The organism is Nocardiopsis mangrovi (assembly GCF_042653925.1).
Classification (GTDB): domain Bacteria; phylum Actinomycetota; class Actinomycetes; order Streptosporangiales; family Streptosporangiaceae; genus Nocardiopsis_B; species Nocardiopsis_B mangrovi.
In genome coordinates, this window is the sequence record NZ_JBHSFQ010000010.1 from 45,217 (window position 1) to 65,227 (window position 20,011).

The 20,011-nt window shown below is 71.0% G+C and carries 19 protein-coding genes; 13 read left to right on the forward strand and 6 right to left on the reverse strand.

Going from position 1 to position 20,011, the window contains the following annotated elements; genetic code table 11:
* Positions 1-4: 4 nt before the first annotated feature.
* The 9 genes from ACFO4E_RS12580 (at position 5) to ACFO4E_RS12620 (ending at position 9,320) form a co-directional block, all read left to right on the forward strand.
* Positions 5-544 (forward strand): thioredoxin family protein, encoded by a 540-nt coding sequence (locus ACFO4E_RS12580; protein ID WP_378574095.1) that lies wholly within the window; start codon positions 5-7, stop codon positions 542-544.
* A gap of 291 nt (positions 545-835) precedes the next feature.
* Positions 836-1,255 carry a DUF4395 domain-containing protein gene (locus ACFO4E_RS12585; protein ID WP_378574097.1) on the forward strand — a complete coding sequence of 140 codons (420 nt, stop codon included), beginning with the start codon at positions 836-838 and terminating at the stop codon, positions 1,253-1,255.
* A gap of 82 nt (positions 1,256-1,337) precedes the next feature.
* Complete coding sequence (locus ACFO4E_RS12590; RefSeq protein WP_378574099.1) at positions 1,338-2,177, forward strand: sulfurtransferase; 840 nt, start codon at positions 1,338-1,340, stop codon at positions 2,175-2,177.
* Complete coding sequence (locus ACFO4E_RS12595) at positions 2,174-2,482, forward strand: DUF1416 domain-containing protein (protein WP_378574101.1); 309 nt, start codon at positions 2,174-2,176, stop codon at positions 2,480-2,482. Before ACFO4E_RS12590 ends, ACFO4E_RS12595 begins: the two co-directional genes overlap by 4 nt.
* Before the next feature lie 320 nt (positions 2,483-2,802).
* Complete coding sequence (locus ACFO4E_RS12600) at positions 2,803-3,642, forward strand: EamA family transporter (RefSeq protein WP_378574103.1); 840 nt, start codon at positions 2,803-2,805, stop codon at positions 3,640-3,642.
* 176 nt (positions 3,643-3,818) lie between these two features.
* On the forward strand, positions 3,819-5,780 hold the full coding sequence (locus tag ACFO4E_RS12605) for a hypothetical protein (protein ID WP_378574105.1): 1,962 nt from the start codon (positions 3,819-3,821) through the stop codon (positions 5,778-5,780).
* Positions 5,781-6,139: 359 nt separating this feature from the next.
* The gene (locus tag ACFO4E_RS12610) at positions 6,140-7,396 is read left to right on the forward strand and encodes a MurT ligase domain-containing protein (protein WP_378574107.1); all 1,257 of its coding nucleotides are present in this window, start codon (positions 6,140-6,142) and stop codon (positions 7,394-7,396) included.
* Positions 7,397-7,409: 13 nt separating this feature from the next.
* Positions 7,410-8,120 (forward strand): type 1 glutamine amidotransferase, encoded by a 711-nt coding sequence (locus ACFO4E_RS12615; RefSeq protein WP_378574109.1) that lies wholly within the window; start codon positions 7,410-7,412, stop codon positions 8,118-8,120.
* Positions 8,121-8,288: 168 nt separating this feature from the next.
* Entirely contained in the window at positions 8,289-9,320 is a 1,032-nt protein-coding gene (locus tag ACFO4E_RS12620; RefSeq protein ID WP_378574111.1) for a DUF6924 domain-containing protein, read from the forward strand.
* Positions 9,321-9,538: 218 nt separating this feature from the next.
* On the opposite strand, the gene ygfZ is transcribed toward ACFO4E_RS12620, so the two are convergent.
* From ygfZ to ACFO4E_RS12635, 3 genes are all read right to left on the reverse strand, one after another.
* A complete protein-coding gene (gene ygfZ, locus ACFO4E_RS12625) occupies positions 9,539-10,597 on the reverse strand; it encodes a CAF17-like 4Fe-4S cluster assembly/insertion protein YgfZ (protein ID WP_378574113.1) in 1,059 nt (352 codons plus the stop codon).
* A gap of 46 nt (positions 10,598-10,643) precedes the next feature.
* Positions 10,644-11,066: a Fur family transcriptional regulator gene (locus ACFO4E_RS12630; RefSeq protein ID WP_378574115.1), complete on the reverse strand. Its 423-nt coding sequence runs from the start codon at positions 11,064-11,066 to the stop codon at positions 10,644-10,646.
* A 553-nt stretch (positions 11,067-11,619) separates the two neighbouring features.
* Complete coding sequence (locus ACFO4E_RS12635; RefSeq protein ID WP_378574117.1) at positions 11,620-12,168, reverse strand: nitrobindin family protein; 549 nt, start codon at positions 12,166-12,168, stop codon at positions 11,620-11,622.
* A 334-nt stretch (positions 12,169-12,502) separates the two neighbouring features.
* Here ACFO4E_RS12635 and ACFO4E_RS12640 point away from each other — a divergent pair, with 334 nt between their 5' ends.
* The 4 genes from ACFO4E_RS12640 (at position 12,503) to ACFO4E_RS12655 (ending at position 16,506) form a co-directional block, all read left to right on the forward strand.
* Positions 12,503-13,285 carry a GIDE domain-containing protein gene (locus ACFO4E_RS12640; protein ID WP_378574119.1) on the forward strand — a complete coding sequence of 261 codons (783 nt, stop codon included), beginning with the start codon at positions 12,503-12,505 and terminating at the stop codon, positions 13,283-13,285.
* 178 nt (positions 13,286-13,463) lie between these two features.
* On the forward strand, positions 13,464-13,826 hold the full coding sequence (locus tag ACFO4E_RS12645; RefSeq protein ID WP_378574121.1) for a DsrE family protein: 363 nt from the start codon (positions 13,464-13,466) through the stop codon (positions 13,824-13,826).
* 617 nt (positions 13,827-14,443) lie between these two features.
* Positions 14,444-14,848, forward strand: a complete 405-nt coding sequence (locus ACFO4E_RS12650) for a HEPN domain-containing protein (RefSeq protein ID WP_378574123.1) — start codon at positions 14,444-14,446, stop codon at positions 14,846-14,848.
* Positions 14,848-16,506: an ATP-binding protein gene (locus ACFO4E_RS12655; RefSeq protein ID WP_378574125.1), complete on the forward strand. Its 1,659-nt coding sequence runs from the start codon at positions 14,848-14,850 to the stop codon at positions 16,504-16,506. Before ACFO4E_RS12650 ends, ACFO4E_RS12655 begins: the two co-directional genes overlap by 1 nt.
* Before the next feature lie 560 nt (positions 16,507-17,066).
* On the opposite strand, the gene ACFO4E_RS12660 is transcribed toward ACFO4E_RS12655, so the two are convergent.
* From ACFO4E_RS12660 to mshA, 3 genes are all read right to left on the reverse strand, one after another.
* Positions 17,067-17,813, reverse strand: coding sequence for a phosphoglyceromutase (locus ACFO4E_RS12660; protein ID WP_378574127.1), 747 nt, complete (start codon positions 17,811-17,813; stop codon positions 17,067-17,069).
* Between the two features lie 134 nt (positions 17,814-17,947).
* The gene (locus ACFO4E_RS12665; protein WP_378574129.1) at positions 17,948-18,568 is read right to left on the reverse strand and encodes a type III secretion system chaperone family protein; all 621 of its coding nucleotides are present in this window, start codon (positions 18,566-18,568) and stop codon (positions 17,948-17,950) included.
* A 53-nt stretch (positions 18,569-18,621) separates the two neighbouring features.
* Positions 18,622-19,941: a D-inositol-3-phosphate glycosyltransferase gene (mshA, locus tag ACFO4E_RS12670; RefSeq protein WP_378574131.1), complete on the reverse strand. Its 1,320-nt coding sequence runs from the start codon at positions 19,939-19,941 to the stop codon at positions 18,622-18,624.
* Positions 19,942-20,011 lie beyond the last annotated feature (70 nt).

The window sequence follows — 20,011 nt, forward strand, 5'->3', positions numbered from 1 at the left end:
CCGCGTGGAGCCGGGGCAGTTCACGGGGGCGGCGGTCGCCCTCACCACCCTGCTGGCGGCCCTGTGCGCCGGGCTGGTGTGGCGCCGCGGCAACGGGCGCTTCCGGACGCCCGCGGCGGCCCGGGACGCGCGCCCGCACGCGGCGGGGGGCCCGGCCGGCGGCAGCGGCGCGGCGGAGAACGGGAGCGGTGCGCACGAGGCGGACACGGCGCGGGACGCGGTCCTGACCGCCGAGGACATCGGTGCCGCGCTCGGCGAGCGCGCCACCCTGGTCCAGTTCTCGACGGCCTTCTGCCAGCCCTGCCGCGCCACCCGCAGGGTGCTGGCCGAGGTCGGGGCGATGGTCGACGGCGTCGCCCACACGGAGATCGACGCCGAATCGCGGCTCGACCTGGTCCGGCGGCTGGACATCCTGCGCACGCCCACCGTGCTCGTCCTCGACGCCGGCGGGCGCGTGGTCCGCCGGGCCTCGGGGCAGCCGCGCAAGGCCGACGTGATCGCGGCTCTGGGGGCCGCCGTGGACCGGGACGCCCCGCCCGCCTGACCCCCGGGGGAGGTCCCCCGCCCGCCACCCTGTGTGGTCCGCCGGTGCCTGTGAGGGGACCCACCCGTGACATCCGCGCTCCCGCCCCGTACGATCACTAGCGTGACTTCTCCGACGGGCGCGTTCCTGACCAAGCGTCGCGCGGTCGACTTCTGCCACGTCGCCACCGCGCTCTGTCGCGCTGCCCGCTAGAGCGGAGCCCCGAGGCGCACTCCGCGCCCGTCCCGGATCAGGCCGCACCGCCGTGCCGCCACTCGACCCCCTCTCGCTCACCCATCTGGGAAGCCACATATGCAGGTCGACCCGCGGGGGCAGCGATTCGCCGCAGCCCTCACCACCGTCGTACTCGCCCTCTCCCTGACCGCCCAGAGCCCCTGGCCGCTGGCCGCGCAGGCGCTGGTGTTCGCGATCGCGGTCGCCGCCGGCGTCCGCTACTCGCCCTACGCCCTCGTGTTCTCGGCGCTGGTCCGGCCGCGGATCGGGGCTCCGGCCGAGACCGAGGACGCCGCGCCGCCCCGCTTCGCGCAGGGGGTCGGCCTGGCCTTCGCTGTCGCGGGGCTGGCGGGCTACGCCCTCGCGCTGCCCTGGCTCGCGCTGGCGGCCACCGCCCTCGCCCTGTTCGCCGCCTTCCTCAACGCCGCCTTCGGCTTCTGCCTGGGCTGCGAGATGTATCTGCTGGTCCGCCGGGTTCAGCTGGGTAGAGCCTCCTAGGAGGCACCGCGCCCCGGAACCCGGCACCGGCCCGCCGACATTCCGACACCGCCTACTGCACAACGATCAATGGAGGTTCCCCATGAGCCGCTCCGACGTCCTGGTGGACGCCGAATGGGTGGAGGCCCACCTCGACGACGACAACGTCGTCCTCGTCGAGGTCGACGAGGACACCTCGGCCTACGACAAGGGCCACATCCGCAACGCCGTCAAGATCGACTGGAAGAAGGACCTCCAGGACCCGGTCCGCCGCGACTTCGTCGACAAGACCGGCTTCGAGAAGCTCCTCTCCGAGCGCGGCATCTCCAACGACGACACCGTTGTGCTCTACGGCGGGAACAACAACTGGTTCGCGGCCTACGCGTACTGGTACTTCAAGCTCTACGGCCACCAGGGCGTCAAGCTGCTCGACGGCGGCCGCAAGAAGTGGGAGCTCGACTCCCGCGAGCTGGTCGAGGCGGTGCCCGAGCGCGCCGCCACCGATTACACCGCCAAGGAACAGGACACCTCGATCCGCGCGTTCCGCGACGAGGTCGTCGCCGCGATCGGCACCAAGGACCTGGTCGACGTGCGCTCGCCCGACGAGTTCGTCGGCAAGCTGCTGGCCCCCGCGCACCTGCCGCAGGAGACCTCGCAGCGCCCGGGCCACATCCCGACCGCGCGCAACATCCCGTGGGCCAAGACCGCCAACGAGGACGGCACCTTCAAGAGCGACGAGGAGCTGCGCGAGCTCTACACCGAGGCGGGCATCGACCTGGGCAAGGACATCATCGCCTACTGCCGCATCGGCGAGCGCTCCTCGCACAGCTGGTTTGCCCTGCACGAGCTGCTGGGCCTGTCCAACGTGAAGAACTACGACGGCTCGTGGACCGAGTACGGTTCGCTGGTCGGCGTCCCGGTGGAACTGGGGGAGGCCAAGTGAGCACCGATAGCTGCGGAGCGCCCGTCGGGGGCGTCGCCCTCGCCGATGTCGACGCGGGCGACCAGGCGGTCATCCAGGGCGTGGTGCGGCGCGACGGCGCCCCGCTCAGCGGCGCGTACGCGCGCCTGCTGAACACCGCCGACGACTTCGTCGGCGAGGTCGCCACGGGCGGCGAAGGGACCTTCCGGTTCTTCGCCGCCGACGGCGACTGGAAGGTCCGCGTGCTGGCCTCGAAGGGCTTCACCGCGGAGTACACGGTCACGGCCGAGACCGGGAAGGTGATCGACCTCCAGGTCGACGCCTGACCCCCGACCGCCCACCCTCGGCGCCGGAGGCACGGGACACGTCCCCGTGCCTCCGGCGCCGAGCGCCGTCCGGGCGCCGCGGAACGGCCTGAGCGAGTCCGAACGGAGGAGGGGCCGACGCGGCAAAGCCCCGCGGCGCGATTCCGCGGTGCCCGTGCGACCGGCCGAAACGGTCACGCGGCCCGCCCGGCGACCGCCCCCACGGTCACGCGGCCCGTCCGCGCCACCGCCGGCGGAGGAGCGGGAAGCCCGGGGCGGGCGGGGCCCGCAGGGGGCGCAGGAGTATCTTCGGGGGGTCCGCGGCAAGGAGGCCACCCCTCATGCACGCCCTCGTCGTCGGCGCCGTTCTCGCGTCCGCACTGCTGCACGCCGTGTGGAACGCCATCGCCCACGCCATCACCGACCGGCTGATCGGGTTCGCGCTCATCGGCGCGTCGGGGGCGGTCGGCGGAGCCGTCCTGGCCGTGTTCGCCGGCCCCGTGGCGCCCGCGGCGTGGCCGGCGCTCCTCGTCTCGGCCGCCCTGCACGTGGCCTACATGGGCTTCCTGATGCTCTCCTACCGGACGGGGGACTTCGGCCAGGTGTACCCGCTGGCCCGCGGTACCTCGCCCTGGGTGGTGGCACTGGGGGCCGCCCTGCTGCTGGACGAGGAGCTGTCGCCCGTCCACCTGGCCGGGGTGCTCGTGGTCTCGGCCGGGCTGACCGCCCTCGTGTTCGCCTCGGGGCGTCCCGGGCGGGCCCAGGCGCCGGCGCTGGCCGCCGCCGTCGTCACCGGGCTGCTCATCGCCTCCTACACCATCGTGGACGGGTACGGGGTGCGCGCCTCGGGCAACCCGCTGGGCTACATCGCCTGGCTGATGGTCCTCGAAGGGCCGTTCTTCATGATCGCCGCGGCCGTGCTGCGGCGCGGCCGGCTCGCCGCCCAGCTGCGCCCGGTGTGGTGGATAGGGTCGATCGGCGGGCTGGTGTCCATGACCGCCTACGGGCTGGTGCTGTGGGCGCAGACCATCGGCACGCTCGCGAGCGTCGCCGCGCTGCGCGAGACCAGCGTCGTCTTCGCCGCCGCCATCGGCGCGCTGTTCTTCAAGGAGGGCTTCGGCCGGGTGCGCGTCGCCGCGGCCGCCGCCGTGGCCTCCGGCATCGTGCTGCTCAACCTCTGACCCCGGCGGATGACCGGCGAAAACACGCGATCACCGTGCGAATGCACACGAATGCGGCGGAATGACCGCGAGTTCGGCCAACTCCGTGACAAGCGCGCGACCTCCTGGCACGATTCGCTCGTACCGAGCGGACGCGGACCCGGCTCCCCCATGCGCCGGGTGGGAGGTGCAGCACGGTGGGCGACTCCCCGGCTGGAGTGCACGGCGGCCCGACCTATCTGGGGTGGCGGCACGAGATCCTCGTCCCCGAGCCGGGGCCGCCGCCCCGGCGGCCCGCCCCCGCCGACCCCGAACCGGTCAGCGAGGAGTGGATGCTCGTCCAGCGCGAGACCGAGGCGCGCACCAACCGCCCCCTGCTGATCGCGCTGGGGGCCCTGTGCGCCCTCGCCGTGCTGTGCGTCCTGCTGTGGCCCCTGCGCGTGCTGCCGGGGGTCGTGGCCCTCGGCGGGGTCCTGTCCTGCGTGCTCGTGGCCGTCCCCGTATCGGTGGCGCTGCTCCAGGGACGCCGGGTCGGCCGCGAACGGGCCCTGCGGGAACGCGAGCGCGTCGACGCCGCGCGCCGCGTCCGCGAACAGGAGCTGCGGGAACGGCAGGAGGAGCACGCCGCCCTCTACAACGCCTGGCACGACGACAAGCGCGCCTTCGAGGCGCAGCCCCGCTGGTACGCGGTCGCGGTGCCGGCCGGCACCTCCGTCGTCGCCGTGGCCGGCGGCACCGACGCCGGGTGGTCGGCCCTGCTGACCACGATCGGCGCGTCCCGCCTGCGCGGCGGCGGCGACCTCACCGTGGTCGACCTGTCCGGCCGGGCGGTCGCCGGCGACCTGGCGTCGCTGGTCAAGCGGTCCGGTGTGGCGCCCCGGATCTGGGTGCTGCCCGCCGACCTGCCGCGGATGAACCTCGGCACCAACCTCCCCGCGGCGCAGCGGGCGCGCATCCTCGCCTCCGTCGCCCGCGCCGCCCGCGGCTCCGGCGACCCCGAGGCAGACCGCGACCTGCTGCTGCGGCTGTTCGACGTGCTCGGCCCGGACGTGAACGTCACCACGCTCATCGGCGGCCTGCGCGCCCTCGCCGCGCCCGATGACGGCTCCGAGCCCGCCGGCGACCCCGCTCTGCGGCTCCTCACCGGCGCCCAGCGCGCGGAGGTCCGCGCCCGTTGCGGGGACGACCGCGCCGTCGTGGAACAGGCATGGGAGCTCGAACACCGCCTCGCCCCGTTCGAGGGGGTCGGAACCCGCGCGGCGGAGGAGCCCTACGCCCAGGTCAAGGTCATCGCGACCGACCGCGCCTCGGGCGACGCCGCCGCGCGCTCCTTCGGCACCTACACCGTGGCGTCGCTGAGCGAGCTCCTGGAGCTGCGCGCGGCCCGCTACGGCGGGGCGGTACCCGCCGCCCCGGCCTCCTGGGCGCACACGATCGTCGTCTGCGGCGCCGACGCGCTGCCCCCCGACGAGGTCGACCGCCTGTCCCGCGCGGCCCGCGGCACGGGAACCGGGCTCGTCCTGATCTTCGGCGAACCGGGCGGGGCGTGGGAGCGGCACAGCGGCGCCGAGGGCAGCCTGCCCGTGCTCATGCGCCAGCCCGACTCCGACGCCGCGGTGCGCGCCGCCGACGCGGTCGTGCCCGCGGGCGGGACGGTCGGGCTGCACCCGCTCACCGAGGTCATCGGCGAGGCGCTGAGCACCGCCGTCGCCGACAGCTACGTGGAGGACCCCGCCGTGGGGGTCACCGCGCCGGTCGCCATGCGCAACGCGGCCACATCGGTCGCGCCGCTGGACCTCGTGCGCCACGTCCGGGCGGCGTCGGCCTGGGGGCGCGCCACCGCCCAGGCCGAGGGCATCGACGACCGGGATGCCGCCGGGCGGCTCCGCTCGCTGCGGGTCGACGCCCACGGCCTGCGGTCCCTGCCCCCGACCGCGCTGCTGCTGCCGGGCGCCGACGGCCCGGTGCTCGCCGACGCCAACCCCGGCATCCTCACGCTTCCGGCGACCACCCTGGGCACCGTGGAGGCGGCCCGCGCCGCGGGCCGCCCCACGGGCCTCGTCGCGGGGCCGGCCGCCGCCGACGGTGGCGGCGCCGACGGAGAGCCACCGCCCAACCTGGGCCCGCCCCCGGAACGCCTCGACTGGCGCACGGCCTGAGGAGCCCCGTTCCGCCCGCGCGCCGGTCCGCCCCAAGGGTGCGGGAACGCGACCGGAACGCGCCGTAGCGCACCGCCGCCCCCCGTCCGGTGAAAGGGGCACGGTCGGCCGAGGTGCCCGTTTACGGGCCGCTGGCAATAGGCTAGGAGGGCGACCGCGACCCGTTCCGGGGCGGATGCACCGCCGATCCCGACGCGGAGGGGGACCGCCCGGCGCGGTCCGGGCCTTCCGCGGCGGTTTCCGGCGGGAACGGCCCGGGGGCGCGTCGCGGTCGACGGCGCAGGAGCCACCGCCTGCTCCACCAGGCGCCTCGTACCGCACTCCAGCGGGTACGTCCAGCAACAACCGAGTTGGGGATCATGAGCGAACTTCCCTTGCGCGCCCAGCTTGCCGCGGTACTGGGCAAAGGCGCGGCGACCCTGTCCCGGGCCACCGGCCGCGGCGACGGCTCCGTGATCGGGGGCCGGATCGCGCTGAAGGTCGAACCGGACCTGCTCGCCCAGCTGTCCCGGGGCCGGCGGCTGGCGCTGGTGAGCGCCACCAACGGCAAGACCACCACCACCCGGCTGATCGCGGCGGCGCTGCGCGAGCTCGGCGAGATCGCCACCAACGAGCACGGCGCCAACATGCCCACCGGCCACATCACCGCGCTGTCGAACCACCCGCACGCCCGCAACGGCGTGCTGGAGGTCGACGAGAAGTACCTGCCGCAGGTGCTGAGCGCCACCAACCCGGCCGTCGTCGTGCTGATGAACCTCAGCCGGGACCAGATGGACCGCGCCTCCGAGATCAACCTGCTGGCGAAGAAGTGGCGCGACGCCCTCCGGCAGAGCGAGGCGCACGTCATCGCCAACGCCGACGACCCTCTCGTCACGTGGGCGGGCCTGGGCGCCCGGCACGCCACATGGGTGTCGGCGGGACAGCGGTGGAAGGAGGACTCCTGGTGCTGCCCGGAGTGCGGCGGGCACCTCAAGCGGGAGCCCGACCCCCACTGGGAGTGCCCCGAGTGCGGCATGCACCGCCCCGACGCCACCTGGACGGTCGACAACCGCAGCGACGTCATCGTCGACCCCAACGGCGTGCGGCTGCCGCTCCAGCTCAACCTGCCCGGTGACGCCAACCGCGCCAACGCCGCCATCGCCCTCGCCACCGCCGCCGCCTACGGGATCCACCCCAAGCAGGCGCTGCCGCGGCTGCGCGAGATCCGCTCGGTGGCGGGGCGCTACACCTCCGTCGTCACCAACGGGGTCGAGGTGCGACTCCTCCTGGCCAAGAACCCGGCCGGCTGGCTGGAGTCCTTCGCGGTCCTGGACCCGCCGCGGGTGCCGGTGATCCTCTCGGTCAACGCCCAGATCCCCGACGGCAAGGACACCTCCTGGCTGTGGGACGTCGACTACACCGTGCTGCGCGGGCGGCGCGTGTTCATCATGGGCGAGCGCCGCACCGACCTCGCGCTGCGGCTGGAGACCGACGAAGTGCCGTTCGAGGTCGCCGACCGCGTCGACCAGGTCCTCGCGCAGCTGAAGAGCGAGCAGCCCGACATCACGAAGGTCGACGTCATCGCCAACTACACGGCGTTCCAGCAGATCCGCACGGCCTACGGCCGCGTGCAGTAGGAGGAGGGGACACATGAGCGACACCAGCAGCGTCCTGCGCATCGTCTGGATCTATCCCGACCTGCTCAGCACCTACGGCGACCAGGGCAACGCGCTGATCCTGCGCCGGCGGGCCGAGCTGCGCGGGATCCGGACCGAGATCGTCCACGTCCACTCCAGCGACGCCGTCCCGGTCGAGGGGGACATCTACCTGCTCGGGGGCGGCGAGGACCGCCCGCAGATCCTCGCGGCCGAACGGCTGCGCGCCGACGGCGGCCTCAAGCGCGCGGCCGAGCGCGGCGCGGCGGTGTTCGCGGTCTGCGCCGGCTACCAGATCATCGGCGAGAGCTACGGCGACGACGCCGACAACCCGCTGCCCGGGGTGGGCATCCTCGACATCCGCAGCGGGCGCGGCGAGACCCGGGCGGTGGGCGAGATCGTCGCCGACTGCGACCCGGCGCTCGGCGTCGGGCGCATCACGGGCTTCGAGAACCACCAGGGCCGCACGGCACTGGGGTCCTCGGCCCTGCCGATGTCGCAGACGGTGAAGGGGATCGGCAACGACGGCCACACGGAGGGCGCCTACCAGGGCCAGGTCCTGGGCACCTACCTGCACGGCCCGGCCCTGCCCCGCAACCCCGAGCTGGCCGACATGCTCATCCGCTGGCGCGTGGGCCAGATCCCGCCCCTCCAGCCGTCCTGGGGCGAACAGCTCCACCAGGAGCGCCTGGCCGCGGCCCTCTGACGGCCGACCGCCGACACGGCGCCGTGGGGCCGGACCGCACAGGTCCGGCCCCACGGCCGTTCGGCGGCGCTCCGGCACCGTGACGCGGGCGGGACCCGGCCGCTTTTTGTCGGCCGGAACGGATAGAAACGGACGACCTGTCCGCCACACACCGCGAGGTACCCCCTGATGCGTCCCGCCCTGCCCCTGCCCCCGGCCGACGAGGGCACGCGAGTGCCCGGCATGCTGCTGATCCGCACCGACCACGACGACGACGCCTGGCGCGACGTGCTCCACCGCATGGGCGAACTGCCCGGCCTGGTCGCCCCGCGCCCGGGCGGCGATCCCCAGGTCCCCGTGCGGGAGGAGGGGACCATCCCCCGGCGCCTGGTGGTGGTCGACGACCCCGCGTGGCGGGGCGCCACCCCCGAGGAGGTGCGCGACGCGCTGCGCCGGGACGGGACGTGGGTCCCCGACCTGGTCCTGATGGCCACCGAGCGGACCGCCGCCACCCCGGACCTGCGCCCGTTGCGCGCGTTCCGCCGTGACGATGAACAGGACGACGGAGGCGTGTACCTGTTCCGGATCACGCCCCTCCAGGCGGCCCTGACCTACCTGGTACTGCCCCGTGACCTGGACATCACCTTCGACTACTTCTACGACTGGTCGCCCATCGCCCCCGAATGGGAACCCGAGGAGGGCGAGGACCTCGATGATTGGGAGTCCGGCCTGCCCGACCCCGTGGGCTCCTACCTGGAGCGGCTGGACCCCCTGCCGCGCTACACGCCCCCGGTCCCGGCGCTGCCCCTGCTCACCCAGGACGACGTGGACCTGATCGTGCGCACCGACTTCAGCGACGACGCCGCCTGGGAAGCGCTCCTCGACACGGTGTACCGACCGGGAGGCGGCGGCCCCATCGACGATTTCGGGGACTACATCGACGTGGTGGACGACCGGGCGTTCGAGGGCGCCACGCCGGAACAGGTGATGGCGGTGCTGCGCGAATGGGGGGACGTCGTGCTGATCGCGGACGGGGACACCATGCGCGACCCGGGCCACCGCGTCCTGACGGTGCCCCTGGAGCACAGAATCGGGTGCGCCTTCCGGCTGGACCCCGACCAGGTCGGGATCATGGCGGTCAACCTGTCGATCGGCAACCAGGACATCGAGGACTACATGGACGACGAAACCCTGAAGGCCATCGGCCACCGGACGTGGTGACCACCCCGCACGTGGCGATGGGCTGACCGATACGCACACGCGAAGGGCGACGCCGTGAGCGGCGACGTTCGCCGTCGACGAACGTCGCCGCTCCGCACGAGCGGGATCGCCGGGCGGTGACCGGCCACCGCCCGGGTCCCGGGGCCCGGGTCATGGCCGGCGGTCGCGGGCGCGCAGGCGCGTGGTGCGGGCGCCGGGATCCGCCGCGCGGGCGGGTCTCAGGCCGGGCGGCGGCGCAGGGCGATGTCGGCGTTGGCGCCGGTGTCGGGCGGCACGATGAGCTCTTGGGCGGCGGCGATGCCGTCGACCGTGAACTCGGCCTCGACCGGGGTGTTGCGCTTCACCAGCCCCAGGGCGATCGGGCCCAGCTCGTGGTGGCGGGCCGAGGAGCCGACCGCGCCGACCGACCGCCCGTCGAGCTCGATCGCCGCGCCGCGCTCCGGCAGCCGTTCGGCCGTGCCGTCGAGGTGCAGCAGGACCAGCCGCCGCGGCGGCCGCCCGAGGTTGTGCACCCGGGCCACGGTCTCCTGGCCCGGGTAGCAGCCCTTCTCCAGGTGCACCGCCGACTCCACCCAGCCCATCTCGTGCGGGATGGCGCGGTGGTCGGTGTCGAGCCCCAGCCGCGGCCGGTGCCCGGCGATCCGGCGGGCCTCATACGCCCACAGCCCCACCGGGCGGACGCCCGCCGCGGTCAGCGCCTCGGTGACGGGGACGAGGAGATCGGGGGGCAGCAGGAGGTCGGTCTCGTCGTCGGCCTCGCGGACGACGGGGCCGTTCGCCGCGGCGTCCTGGTCCGCGGAGCCCTCCGCGGCCTCCAGAGCGGTCGTGAGCGCTGCGGCGCGGTCCGGCCCGGCCAGGGTGAGGACGCGGCGCTCCGCGCTGAGGTCGGCCACCTCCACCCGCAGCATGAACCGCATGGAGTCGAGGAACGCCGCGAGCTCCGCGCCGGCGCCGGGCTCGGTGTGCGCCCACACGGCCTGGCCGTCCTCGACGATCGACAGGTGGAACCGGAAGTGCCCCTTGGTGTCCAGGACCAGGGCCTCGGTCGAGGTGCCCGGGGCGATGCCGGTGAGGTACTGGCTGGTGATGCTGTGCAGCCAGCTCAGCCGGTCGGGGCCGGTGACCCGCACGACGCCGCGGTTCGCGCGGTCGATCCAGCCCGCCCCGCGTTCGAGGGCGCGCCCCTCTTGCGCGGGCTCACCGTAGTGGGCGGCGACATCGGAGTCGGGTGCCTCGGCGGGGACGGCTCCGTGGCGGGACAGCAGCGGCGAAGTCATACCCCACATGGTATGCACGTCGGCAATGGCCCGCGTCCGCCGCCGTTCACTTCGCGTCGCCGCAGGTCCGGCACTCACCGAAGACCGTGAGGTGGCGGGCGTCGGCCGCGAAGCCGGACTCGCGGCGCAGCCGCCGCACGAGGTCGTCGGCGAGGTCCAGCGGGGAATCGGTGACCTCGCCGCACGAGCGGCACACCACGTGCAGGTGGTCGGCCTCCTCGGCGAGGTGGTACGAGGGCGAGCCCGCGCCCAGGTGGGTATGGGTGACCAGGCCGATCCGCTCCAGCAGCTCCAGCGTGCGGTACACGGTGGAGAGGTTCAGCCCGGACGCGGTCTGCTGCACGCGCGCGCAGATGCCGTCGGGTGTGGCGTGCTCCAGCTCGCGGACGGCTTCGAGGACGAGCTGCCGCTGCGGGGTCACGCGGTAGCCGCGCGAGCGCAGTTCCTCGCGCCAGGTGTCGGGCGACATGCCCAGAGTCTATGAGCAGACGGCGCGACCGCTCCGCGCGGCCGCCGGGCGCGGGCCGCCCCCGCCGGGCCGGCGCGGAACGGGAGCGGGCGGGGCGCGTCGGGGCCGCGATCGGCCTGGTCACCGCCCGGGTATCGGGAATTCTCCGCTCACCGCAAAAAACATTTGCCCCTCCCGCAGCACCGGACGTACTGTCGGTGCCACGCAAGAAAGGAGGTGATCCGGGCTTTGAAGACGTCTCGGACATGCGAGGTGTCCGTCCGCTAGGGCGACACGAGTGATCGGATCGCTCCGGCGAATCCACTACGGACACCTAGACCCCCGGGCCGCTGGACCTTGTCCATCCGGCACGGCCGGCACCGCACGGCGGCACCGGCCAGCCCGGGGGTTCATCCTGCGCCGGGTCCGTCTCCGGCTCGCGCTCTCGCGCGTTCCGTGCGGTCCCGGGCGGACCCGCGACCACCGTCGCCGCCGCCCAGCGCCCTCGACCATGTCGTTCCGGGCCGGGCGGGATCCACCCCTCGCCCTCGGGGCGCCGTCGCGCCCCGGCGCGTCACACCTGTTGCCCGCCCGCCCGCTTCAGCTGGGCCGACATGAACGACCGCAGGTCGTGGCCGTCCGCGGCGAGGTCCCAGGCGTAGCCGAGGGTTCCGCGGTCGTCGCCGAACAGGCCGTAGAGCCGGTGCCCCGCGGTCACCTTCCGGCCGGTCTCGGTGTGCAGCACGACGTCGGTGGACAGCTCCACCCGGTGCGCGAAGACCGTGCCCACGTAGACCTCGGTGTAGCCCTCGGGGTGGGAGATGAGCACCTCGGTGTGGATGGCGGGGGTATCGGGGGAGGAGGTGTGGTCCGCCTCCGTCACCGACGGCCGGACGCGCCAATACCCGGACTCGGTCGTCCACAGATCACCGGGCCGGCCATCGGCGGTGAGCCGCCAGACACGGCTGCGGTAGTCCAGGTGGGGACCGCCACTATGGGTGAACTCGATCTCCTGGCCGAACTGGAACTCCTCCAGGTCGGGGTAGCCGGCGACGCCGACCCCCTCCCAGCGGCCGATCAGGAACGATATCTTCGCGAGATCGGGGTGTACCTCAGGCTGCATAATGTCCGAGGGTAGTGGCGCGGGACCACCGGCCCGTACAACGCCGTGACCAGACCCGGCGGCCCACCGGCCGGACGGGCGGATCCATAGGCCCCCGCGACCCTCCCTGTTCTCCCCGCACGGTACGTTATCAATCTGTAATTCATGGTCCGGTCGCCCCGATCCGATATGACGGTGTTCACGTCCGCGGGGGCGGAGTACGAGGCCCGGACCCCGCCGGACGCCCGCCGTGGCCGAAGCCACCGCGGCGGCTGGTAAAGAGACGCTGATCCGCGGTGCCCCTTGGGCTACCCGCGGCGGGCACGGCGGATGAGACGAGAAGAGGCGGCCTCACATGCTGGCGATCGGGACGGCCCTGCTCATCGGTGCGGCGATCCTGGCCCCCCTGGCCATCCGCGCCGTGCGCCGGTGGTCCCTCCAGAAGGCCGTCGCCGACCTGCGGCCGCGCGCGCTGGCGACGCTGGCCGGGCAACGGGTCGAGATCACCGGACGGGCGGCCCCCGGCCCCGACGGCGTCATCGAGTCCGGGCTGGCCCGCACCGACTGCGTCTGGCACGGGCACGAGGTCCTGCGGCACTACTGGTCGCTGACCGCCCGCGACGCGGCCACCGGCGAGCGCGATCGCGAGCGCGCCCGCGACTCCATCGCCGACCACGGCTCCGAGGAGCTCTTCGGCATCGTGGGCACCGGCGCCGCCGGGCGCGACACGGTGCCGGTGCTGGTCGCGCCCGAGGAGGCGGCGCTGTCGGGCCTGGACATGTGCCTGCAACGCGTCGTTGGACGGCCGCAGAGGGGCGTGCCCGCCCCCGCCGACGACCTCCTGCCGCGCGTCAAGGGCCGCATCTCGGGCCTCTTCCGCGGCGAGACCATCGAGTTCGAGTACCGCGAGTGGGTCCTGCGGCCCGGCGATCCGATCACCGTGCAGGGCACCGTGGAGCTGCGCGACGGCCACCCCGTCGTCACCGCCCCCGCCGACGGCCGGCTGCGCATAGAGCGCACCCCCGCCCCCGAGGAGCCCCAGGCCCGCCCCCGCGCCGCCGACGCCGTCCTGCTCAGCGGCGGAACCCTGGTCTCGGCGTTCGCGGGACTGCTGCTCATGCTCGCGGGCGCCGCCTGAGCGCTCTCGGCGGCCTCGCGGGCATCAGCGCGGGGTCCGGTCGAGCGCGCCGGCGGCCTCGGTGGCACCGCCCGGCGGGGCATGCTGAGCGCTCTCAGGACCCCGCCGGGCGGTCCCATCCCGGGCGGCGTGCGCGCCCGGGATCGGGCCGGTCCCGGACGCGCATTACGCTGAGCCCATGAGTCGAGCTCTGGTGATCAAGGTCACGGCAGGTCAGGACGGTCCGGAGCGCTGCAACCAGGCGTTCACGGTGGCGGCCACGGCGGTGGCGAGCGGGGTCGGGGTCTCCCTCTGGCTCACCGGCGAGGCGAGCTGGTTCGCCGTCCCGGGGCGCGCCGAGGAGTTCTCCCTTCCCCACGCGGCCCCGCTGAGCGACCTCCTCGACGTCGTCCTCAAGGGCGGCCGCGTCACCGTCTGCACCCAGTGCGCCGCCCGCCGCGACCTCACCGAGGCCGACCTGATCCCCGGCATCCGCATCGCCGGCGCCCCCACCTTCGTCGAGGAGATCATGTCCCCCGACGTCCAGGCACTGGTCTACTGAGCGGCCTGCCGCTCATCAGGAGTTCATTAGCGGGGAAGACTTGTTGGCCCCTGGAGTGGCCTGGGACGCCTTGACTTGGTTGGGCTTCGTGGTCTCGGCTATCGGGGCGGTGCCGAAGTCGGAGTACACATTTCCGCCGGTGAGCCGTAAAGCCGGTGATCGCCCAAGGTTCACCTGAGTACATGGTAGATGAGCGATGAGTGGGAACATGGCACAACACCACTGCCAATCTTTCGAGTGATCACACGACGTCCATGGCCATCGACGGAAAAGAGTCTGGTGGGGTGCGTGTGTCCTGACCTTCCACCCGTCGAACTTTCGAAGGGGGTTCCGGACGCGTTTAGCAAGCCACGCCTGGGATCGAGGCTCGCGGACGGAGATTGTTGCCGCGCTGACCAGCAGCTTGGCGAGAGTCGCATGGTATCGGTCAGAAGCGTTGGACAAGCGGTGGCTTCTCGCTGGGATCTGGGCTATCCTGGAATGTTCACTGCAAGAGAGGGCTCCTCAGCGCGATGCCAGTAACCACGCCTACCGATTTGGTGTTGCTTCACATTTCAACGAGCAAAAGTGGTGCGATCTCCGCTATCCCTGTAGGAGTCGGTAGGCACCCTTTTCCTGTGGTGCAATTGCTGCAACAGGTCGTCGCTGATCGGTTGTTGCTTGCTGGTGAGCATCTAAGATCTGGGGATTATCTCCTCCGTCATTTACAGTACAGGTCGGCCATCAGTCGTCACTACTATGCAATGTACCATGCGGCGCGTGCTATTGTTTTCGCAGAGAACCGTGGTGACGATTATGAACGGCATAATATCCTTGCAAGGAATCTCCCATCCGCGTTACCGCGGTCTGCTGACCGTGAAAGTGAATTGACAGATGCGCGATTGTTGCGTAATCAAGCCGATTATGATGCATATCCAATTAGCGAGGCCCAATGGGAAGCTGATTCGCGCACGCTCGCTGTAACTGCAGCAAGATTCCTTCAAGAATGCGAATCATTCGCCTCAATGAACGGGTATATTTGATGTCAAGCATCAACTACGAATCCTTGATTTCCAGCGCCCTTGAAGAGGCGAATATCTCGATTGTGCGAGTTGATGAGAGATCATTCCCGGGTGAAATATGGTTCGTTGTCTGGGTCAACGAAGACGCCTTGGTGGCCGCCCAAAGTCTCGCGGGAACCATCGAAAAAGCATTGAATGACGTTTCCGACGTCAGTAATCAATCTCTAGTAGTGACCTTCAGGCCTCACCGAGTTCAAGAGAGCGGCGTCAGCGAGGTCAAGCCCAAGAGTCCGCTTTCCGGGCCAAAGGTCGACCAGCTGATTCAGCTCCTTGAGGCTCGTTCGCGAACTTCTGATGCACTTCCAAGTCTAAAGTACATGGAAGACCCACGGGCCAGCCTTGCTGCCATTGGGGCGTCTAGGCATCATTTGGTCTATGGTCGTCGCGGCGTAGGTAAAACAGCACTTCTTCTCGAGGCGAAACGAATGGCGGAGAGGGATGGCCACGTCACCGCATGGGCGAATGCTCACACCCTGCGACGCCTGGATGTTGCCAGTGCTTTCCTTGTGATCGCCGAGATTTCCTTGAACTCATTGATTCATCATGCAGGTTCATCGCAGGGAGATTCATATGTCCGCCTGAAGGAGAATCAACTCCGTTTAACTCGATTGCGCGCGGAGGGACCGATTTCTGAGGGCGCGTTGGGTGAAATGATTGCCGAATTGAATAGATCTTTGCGAGCGGTTCTGAGGGAGGGCTTGGTTCGTTTCTATCTGTACATCGATGATTTCTATTTGTTCCCTGGGGCGAAACAGCCGAATCTACTGGACGCTGTTGCCGGGATGCTACGCGACTGCGACGGCTGGATAAAATTAGCGAGTATCGAGCGTCTTACTCGACCCTTTGAGCCCTCCTCAATGATGGGGATTGAAGTCCCGCACGACGCCTCGAAGATTGATCTAGATGTCACTCTGGAATATCCGGAGTCCACTCAAAAATTCTTGGAATCGGTTCTTTCGAACTATACGACTATTGCCGGAATCGCAAAACCGACGAGCATCGCCCAGAACGCGGCCCTCGGGCGATTGGTCTTGGCTTCTGGGGGGGTGCCTCGAGATTATCTTAACCTTTTTGCCTCTTCAATTGTGGCTGCACGATCGCGTACCAAGGCTCGGGAAATCGGGCGGGAGGACGTCGCGAATGCTGCGAACCGGGCGGCAACGAGTAAAAGGAGGGACTTGGGACAAGACGTTTCATCGGATAGCGCGAACAGTCTACAAGTTGCACTTGACACGCTCTCGAACGAAGTTCGGGGAGCTGGATTTACGTATTTCAGGGTCGATGTCTCTCAGAAGTCGCATCAATTTTACGACATGCTCGGGCAGCTGGTTGATTTGCGATTCGCGCATCTAATTCAGGCCAGTCTTTCCGATCAGCATCGACCGGGGGTTAAGTACGAGGCGTACATTCTTGATTTGAGTCAGTATGCCGATGTCCGCTTGAAACGAAATTTGGCCATCCTTGATTTGAAGGATGGAGTTTGGATGTTTCGACGAAGCGGGACAGCGGGAACGCAGAAGCCGCTCCCGGGAACTCTCTTTCGAGACGAATTGCGCCAAGCTCCAGTCGTCGATCTTGAGAAATTGACGAAAATAGTCGATGATCGGATGAATGGGTGATTCTATGAGTCGAACCGAGGGTTTGGTGACCGCTCGATTGTCGTCCGGGTGACTCCTACGGTTCGCAGCTTTGTGCAACAACGAGGGCCCGTTTGGGACTCGACTAAATCAACGAGTTACTGGCTGTGACTGTCCCCGCCCTTCGATCTGGTGCTGCCGCAAGTGATCGGACCTGCCACCGCGCTCCATTTCACAGCGTAGTCGGTGGTTTGGTGGGGCATCTGGCGCAATCGGTCAAAGGAAATAGAAATGTGGACTCGGTCCCGTGAAAAGGGACCAAGAAATGAACGAATTGAACTTTGACGACGTCGTCACCGGGACACATTGGGGGAGAACATCACGGCCTGTGAGTGGGGCTAAGTTGCGAGGCCAACGCTCCAAGGCCCCGGCTCTCACGCACTCTCATTCGTCAACCTCAGGTTATGTGCCGGCCAACTTGTGGGCGGCAGCCTGACCTGGACTCCTCAACATATGACAGCCCAAAGGCACCTCGTTACCGTAAATAGCCCCCGGCCACGGCGGATCCGTGGCCGGGGGCGCGAAAGAGCGGGCCGCCGGGGCTACTTCTTGCCCTGGTTCTTGACCGCCTCGATGGCCGCCGCTGCGGCGTCGGGGTCGAGGTAGGTGCCGCCCGGGGTGCGGGGGCGGAAGGCGTCGTCCAGGTCGTAGACGAGCGGGATGCCCGTGGGGATGTTCAGGCCGGCGATCGTGGCGTCGTCGATGCCGTCAAGGTGCTTGACCAGGGCCCGCAGGGAGTTGCCGTGCGCGGTGACCAGGACCGTGCGGCCCGCCGCGAGGTCGGGGACGATCGAGTCGTACCAGTAGGGCAGCATCCGCTCGACCACATCGGCCAGGCACTCGGTGCGCGGCATCAGCTCCGGCGGGAGGTCGGCGTAGCGGCGGTCGCCCACCTGGGAGTACGTGTCGTCGTCGGCGATGGGCGGCGGCGGTGTGTCGTAGGAGCGGCGCCAGACCATGAACTGGTCGTCGCCGTACTCCTTGCGGGTCTGCGCCTTGTCCTTGCCCTGGAGCGCCCCGTAGTGGCGCTCGTTGAGGCGCCAGGACCGGTGCACGGGCAGCCAGTGCAGGTCGGCCGCGTTGAGCGCGATGTCGGCGGTGCGGATCGCGCGCCGCAGGACCGACGTGTGGACGATGTCGGGCCGCAGGTCGGCGTCGTGCAGCAGCCGGCCGCCCTTGCGCGCCTCCTCCTCGCCGGTCGTGGAAAGGTCGACGTCCACCCAGCCGGTGAACAGACCTTCGGCGTTCCAGACGCTCTCACCGTGTCGCAGTAGAACCAGAGTCCCCATGGGGGCCACCCTAGCGAGTCGCCCCGGCCGCCGGGGGATCGGGGGACGAACATTGGTCTATGCCAATACCCCGGCGCCCGCGCCGTGTGCTCCCCTCCGGTGGCGGCCACCTGACGCGGACACGCCCCCAGTGGTCACCCCGGCGATCCCGCGCGGTCGGCGGCCGTCTCGGGGGCGTGGCCCGGGTCCCGCGGTCCGTCCGCGGCGCCCCCGTCCGCGGCCTCGCCGATCGCGGTTCCCCCGGCCGCCGCGTGCGGGGGGTTCTCCACCAGGTGCCGGAACGCCTCCAGGTGGCGCAGGCTGTGGCCGCTCTTGCGGCGCCATTCCCATTCGCGGCGGATCGAGGACGCGAAGCCCCGCTCCAGTGCGGGGTTGAAGTTGTCGTCGGAGTAGGTGAGCGCGCAGCCCAGCAGCCGGTCGACCTCCTCCGGCGTGACCCCGGCCAGCGGCAGCCGGCCCGACAGGTAGACGTCGCCGGCCTCGTCGGCGCTGAAGGCCATCCCGAACATGTCCCGGTTCTTGCGCATGAGCCAGCGGTAGAACCCGGCGTGGTTCTCGTCGGGACGGCGGCAGAAGAAGGTGGTCAGCAGCAGGCTGTGCTCGCCCGCTCCCAGCCAGACCACGGTCCTCAGCTTGCGCCGGCCCGGAAGGGTCACCAGGAACGCGTCGGGGCGGGGCCGCTCGTACTCCAGCTCCGCTTCGGTGACGGCCGCCTCGATCGCGGCGATGGCGTCCGCCCGCGCGTCCGTTGCCATGCGCTCGTCCCTCCCGCTTCCGGCCCGGCCGTCGTTCCCCGGAGCCGTGGTCGTCATTGGCCCGCTGCGATCGGCAGCGGTCTCCCCGTCAGCGTCCCACGGTAGACGCCCAGCAGCCCGTCGACCGTGGCCTCCCAGCTCAGGCCGGCCGCGTGGGCGACGGCGGCGGCGCCCATCCGCGCGCGCCACGCCGGCTCGGCGATGACGCGCTCCAGGACCCGCGCGTAGTCCTCGGGGTCGTGGCCGTCGATCAGCACGCCCGAGACGCCGTCGCGCACGGCCGTGGGCAGGCCGCCCACCCGCGCCGCGACCACCGGGGTGCCGCACGCCTCCGACTCCACCGCCACCAGCCCGAACGACTCCGAGTACGACGGCACGACCGTGGCGGCCGCGGCGCGGTAGTAGTGGGCGAGTTCGCGCCGCGACCGCGGCGGCTCCATGCGCACGATGTCGGCGATCCCCAGCGACCGCGCCAGCTCGGCCAGGCGCCGCGGCTGGGCGGTGTCGCCGCCCGACAGCCCGCCGACGACCGCCACCACCAGCCGGCCGCGCAGGTGGGGCGCGCGCTCCAGCAGCGCGGCGGCGGACCGGAGCAGCACGTCGGGCGCCTTGAGCCGCTGGACGCGTCCGACGAACAGCAGCAGCGCGGTGTCCTCGGGCAGTCCGATGCGGCGCAGGGCACTCCGGCGGGAGCCGGGGGTGAAGACGTCCAGGTCCACGCCCGGCGGAACGGTGCTGATCCGGCGCGGGTCGGCGCCGTAGTGCTCCACGAGCTGGGCGGCCTCGACGGCGGTGTTGGCCACCAGGTGGTCGGCGTGGCCGACGACGTGGTCCTCGCCGCGGATCCGGGAATCCGGCTCGGGGGCGTCGCCGTCGGCCAGGGACAGGTTCTTCACCCGGGCCAGGGTGTGCATCGACTGCACCAGAGGGACGCCCCAGCGCTGGGCCGCGGCCAGCCCGGCGCGCCCGGAGAGCCAGTAGTGGCCGTGAACGAGGCCGTAGTGGCCCGGATCGTTGCGCGCCTCGGCCTGGAGGACGCCGAAGATGAACGGGCACAGGTAGTGGGCGAGCGCGTGTTTGTCGAGCGTCCCGAACGGCCCCGCCGGGATGTGCCGGACCGTCACGCCCGGTGTCATCTCGACCACGGGCGGCTGATCGGGCCGCGTGGAGCGGGTGAAGACGTCGCTGGCGACCCCGCGCCGGGCCAGGCGCGTGGCGACCTCGACCGCGTACACGTTGAGCCCGCCCGCGTCGCCCGTTCCGGGCTGGTCCAGGGGGGAGGTGTGCAGGCTGATCGAGGCGATCCGGCGGGGGAGGGGTCGGTCCGCGGTGTCCGCGGCGTCCTCCGCGGGCGCGTCCGTGCTGTCCGGCACCACGTGCTGTCGTCCCCTTCCCGGCGCAGCGCTGCGATCCTGTCCGCGGCCGACGCGCACCTGCGTTTCT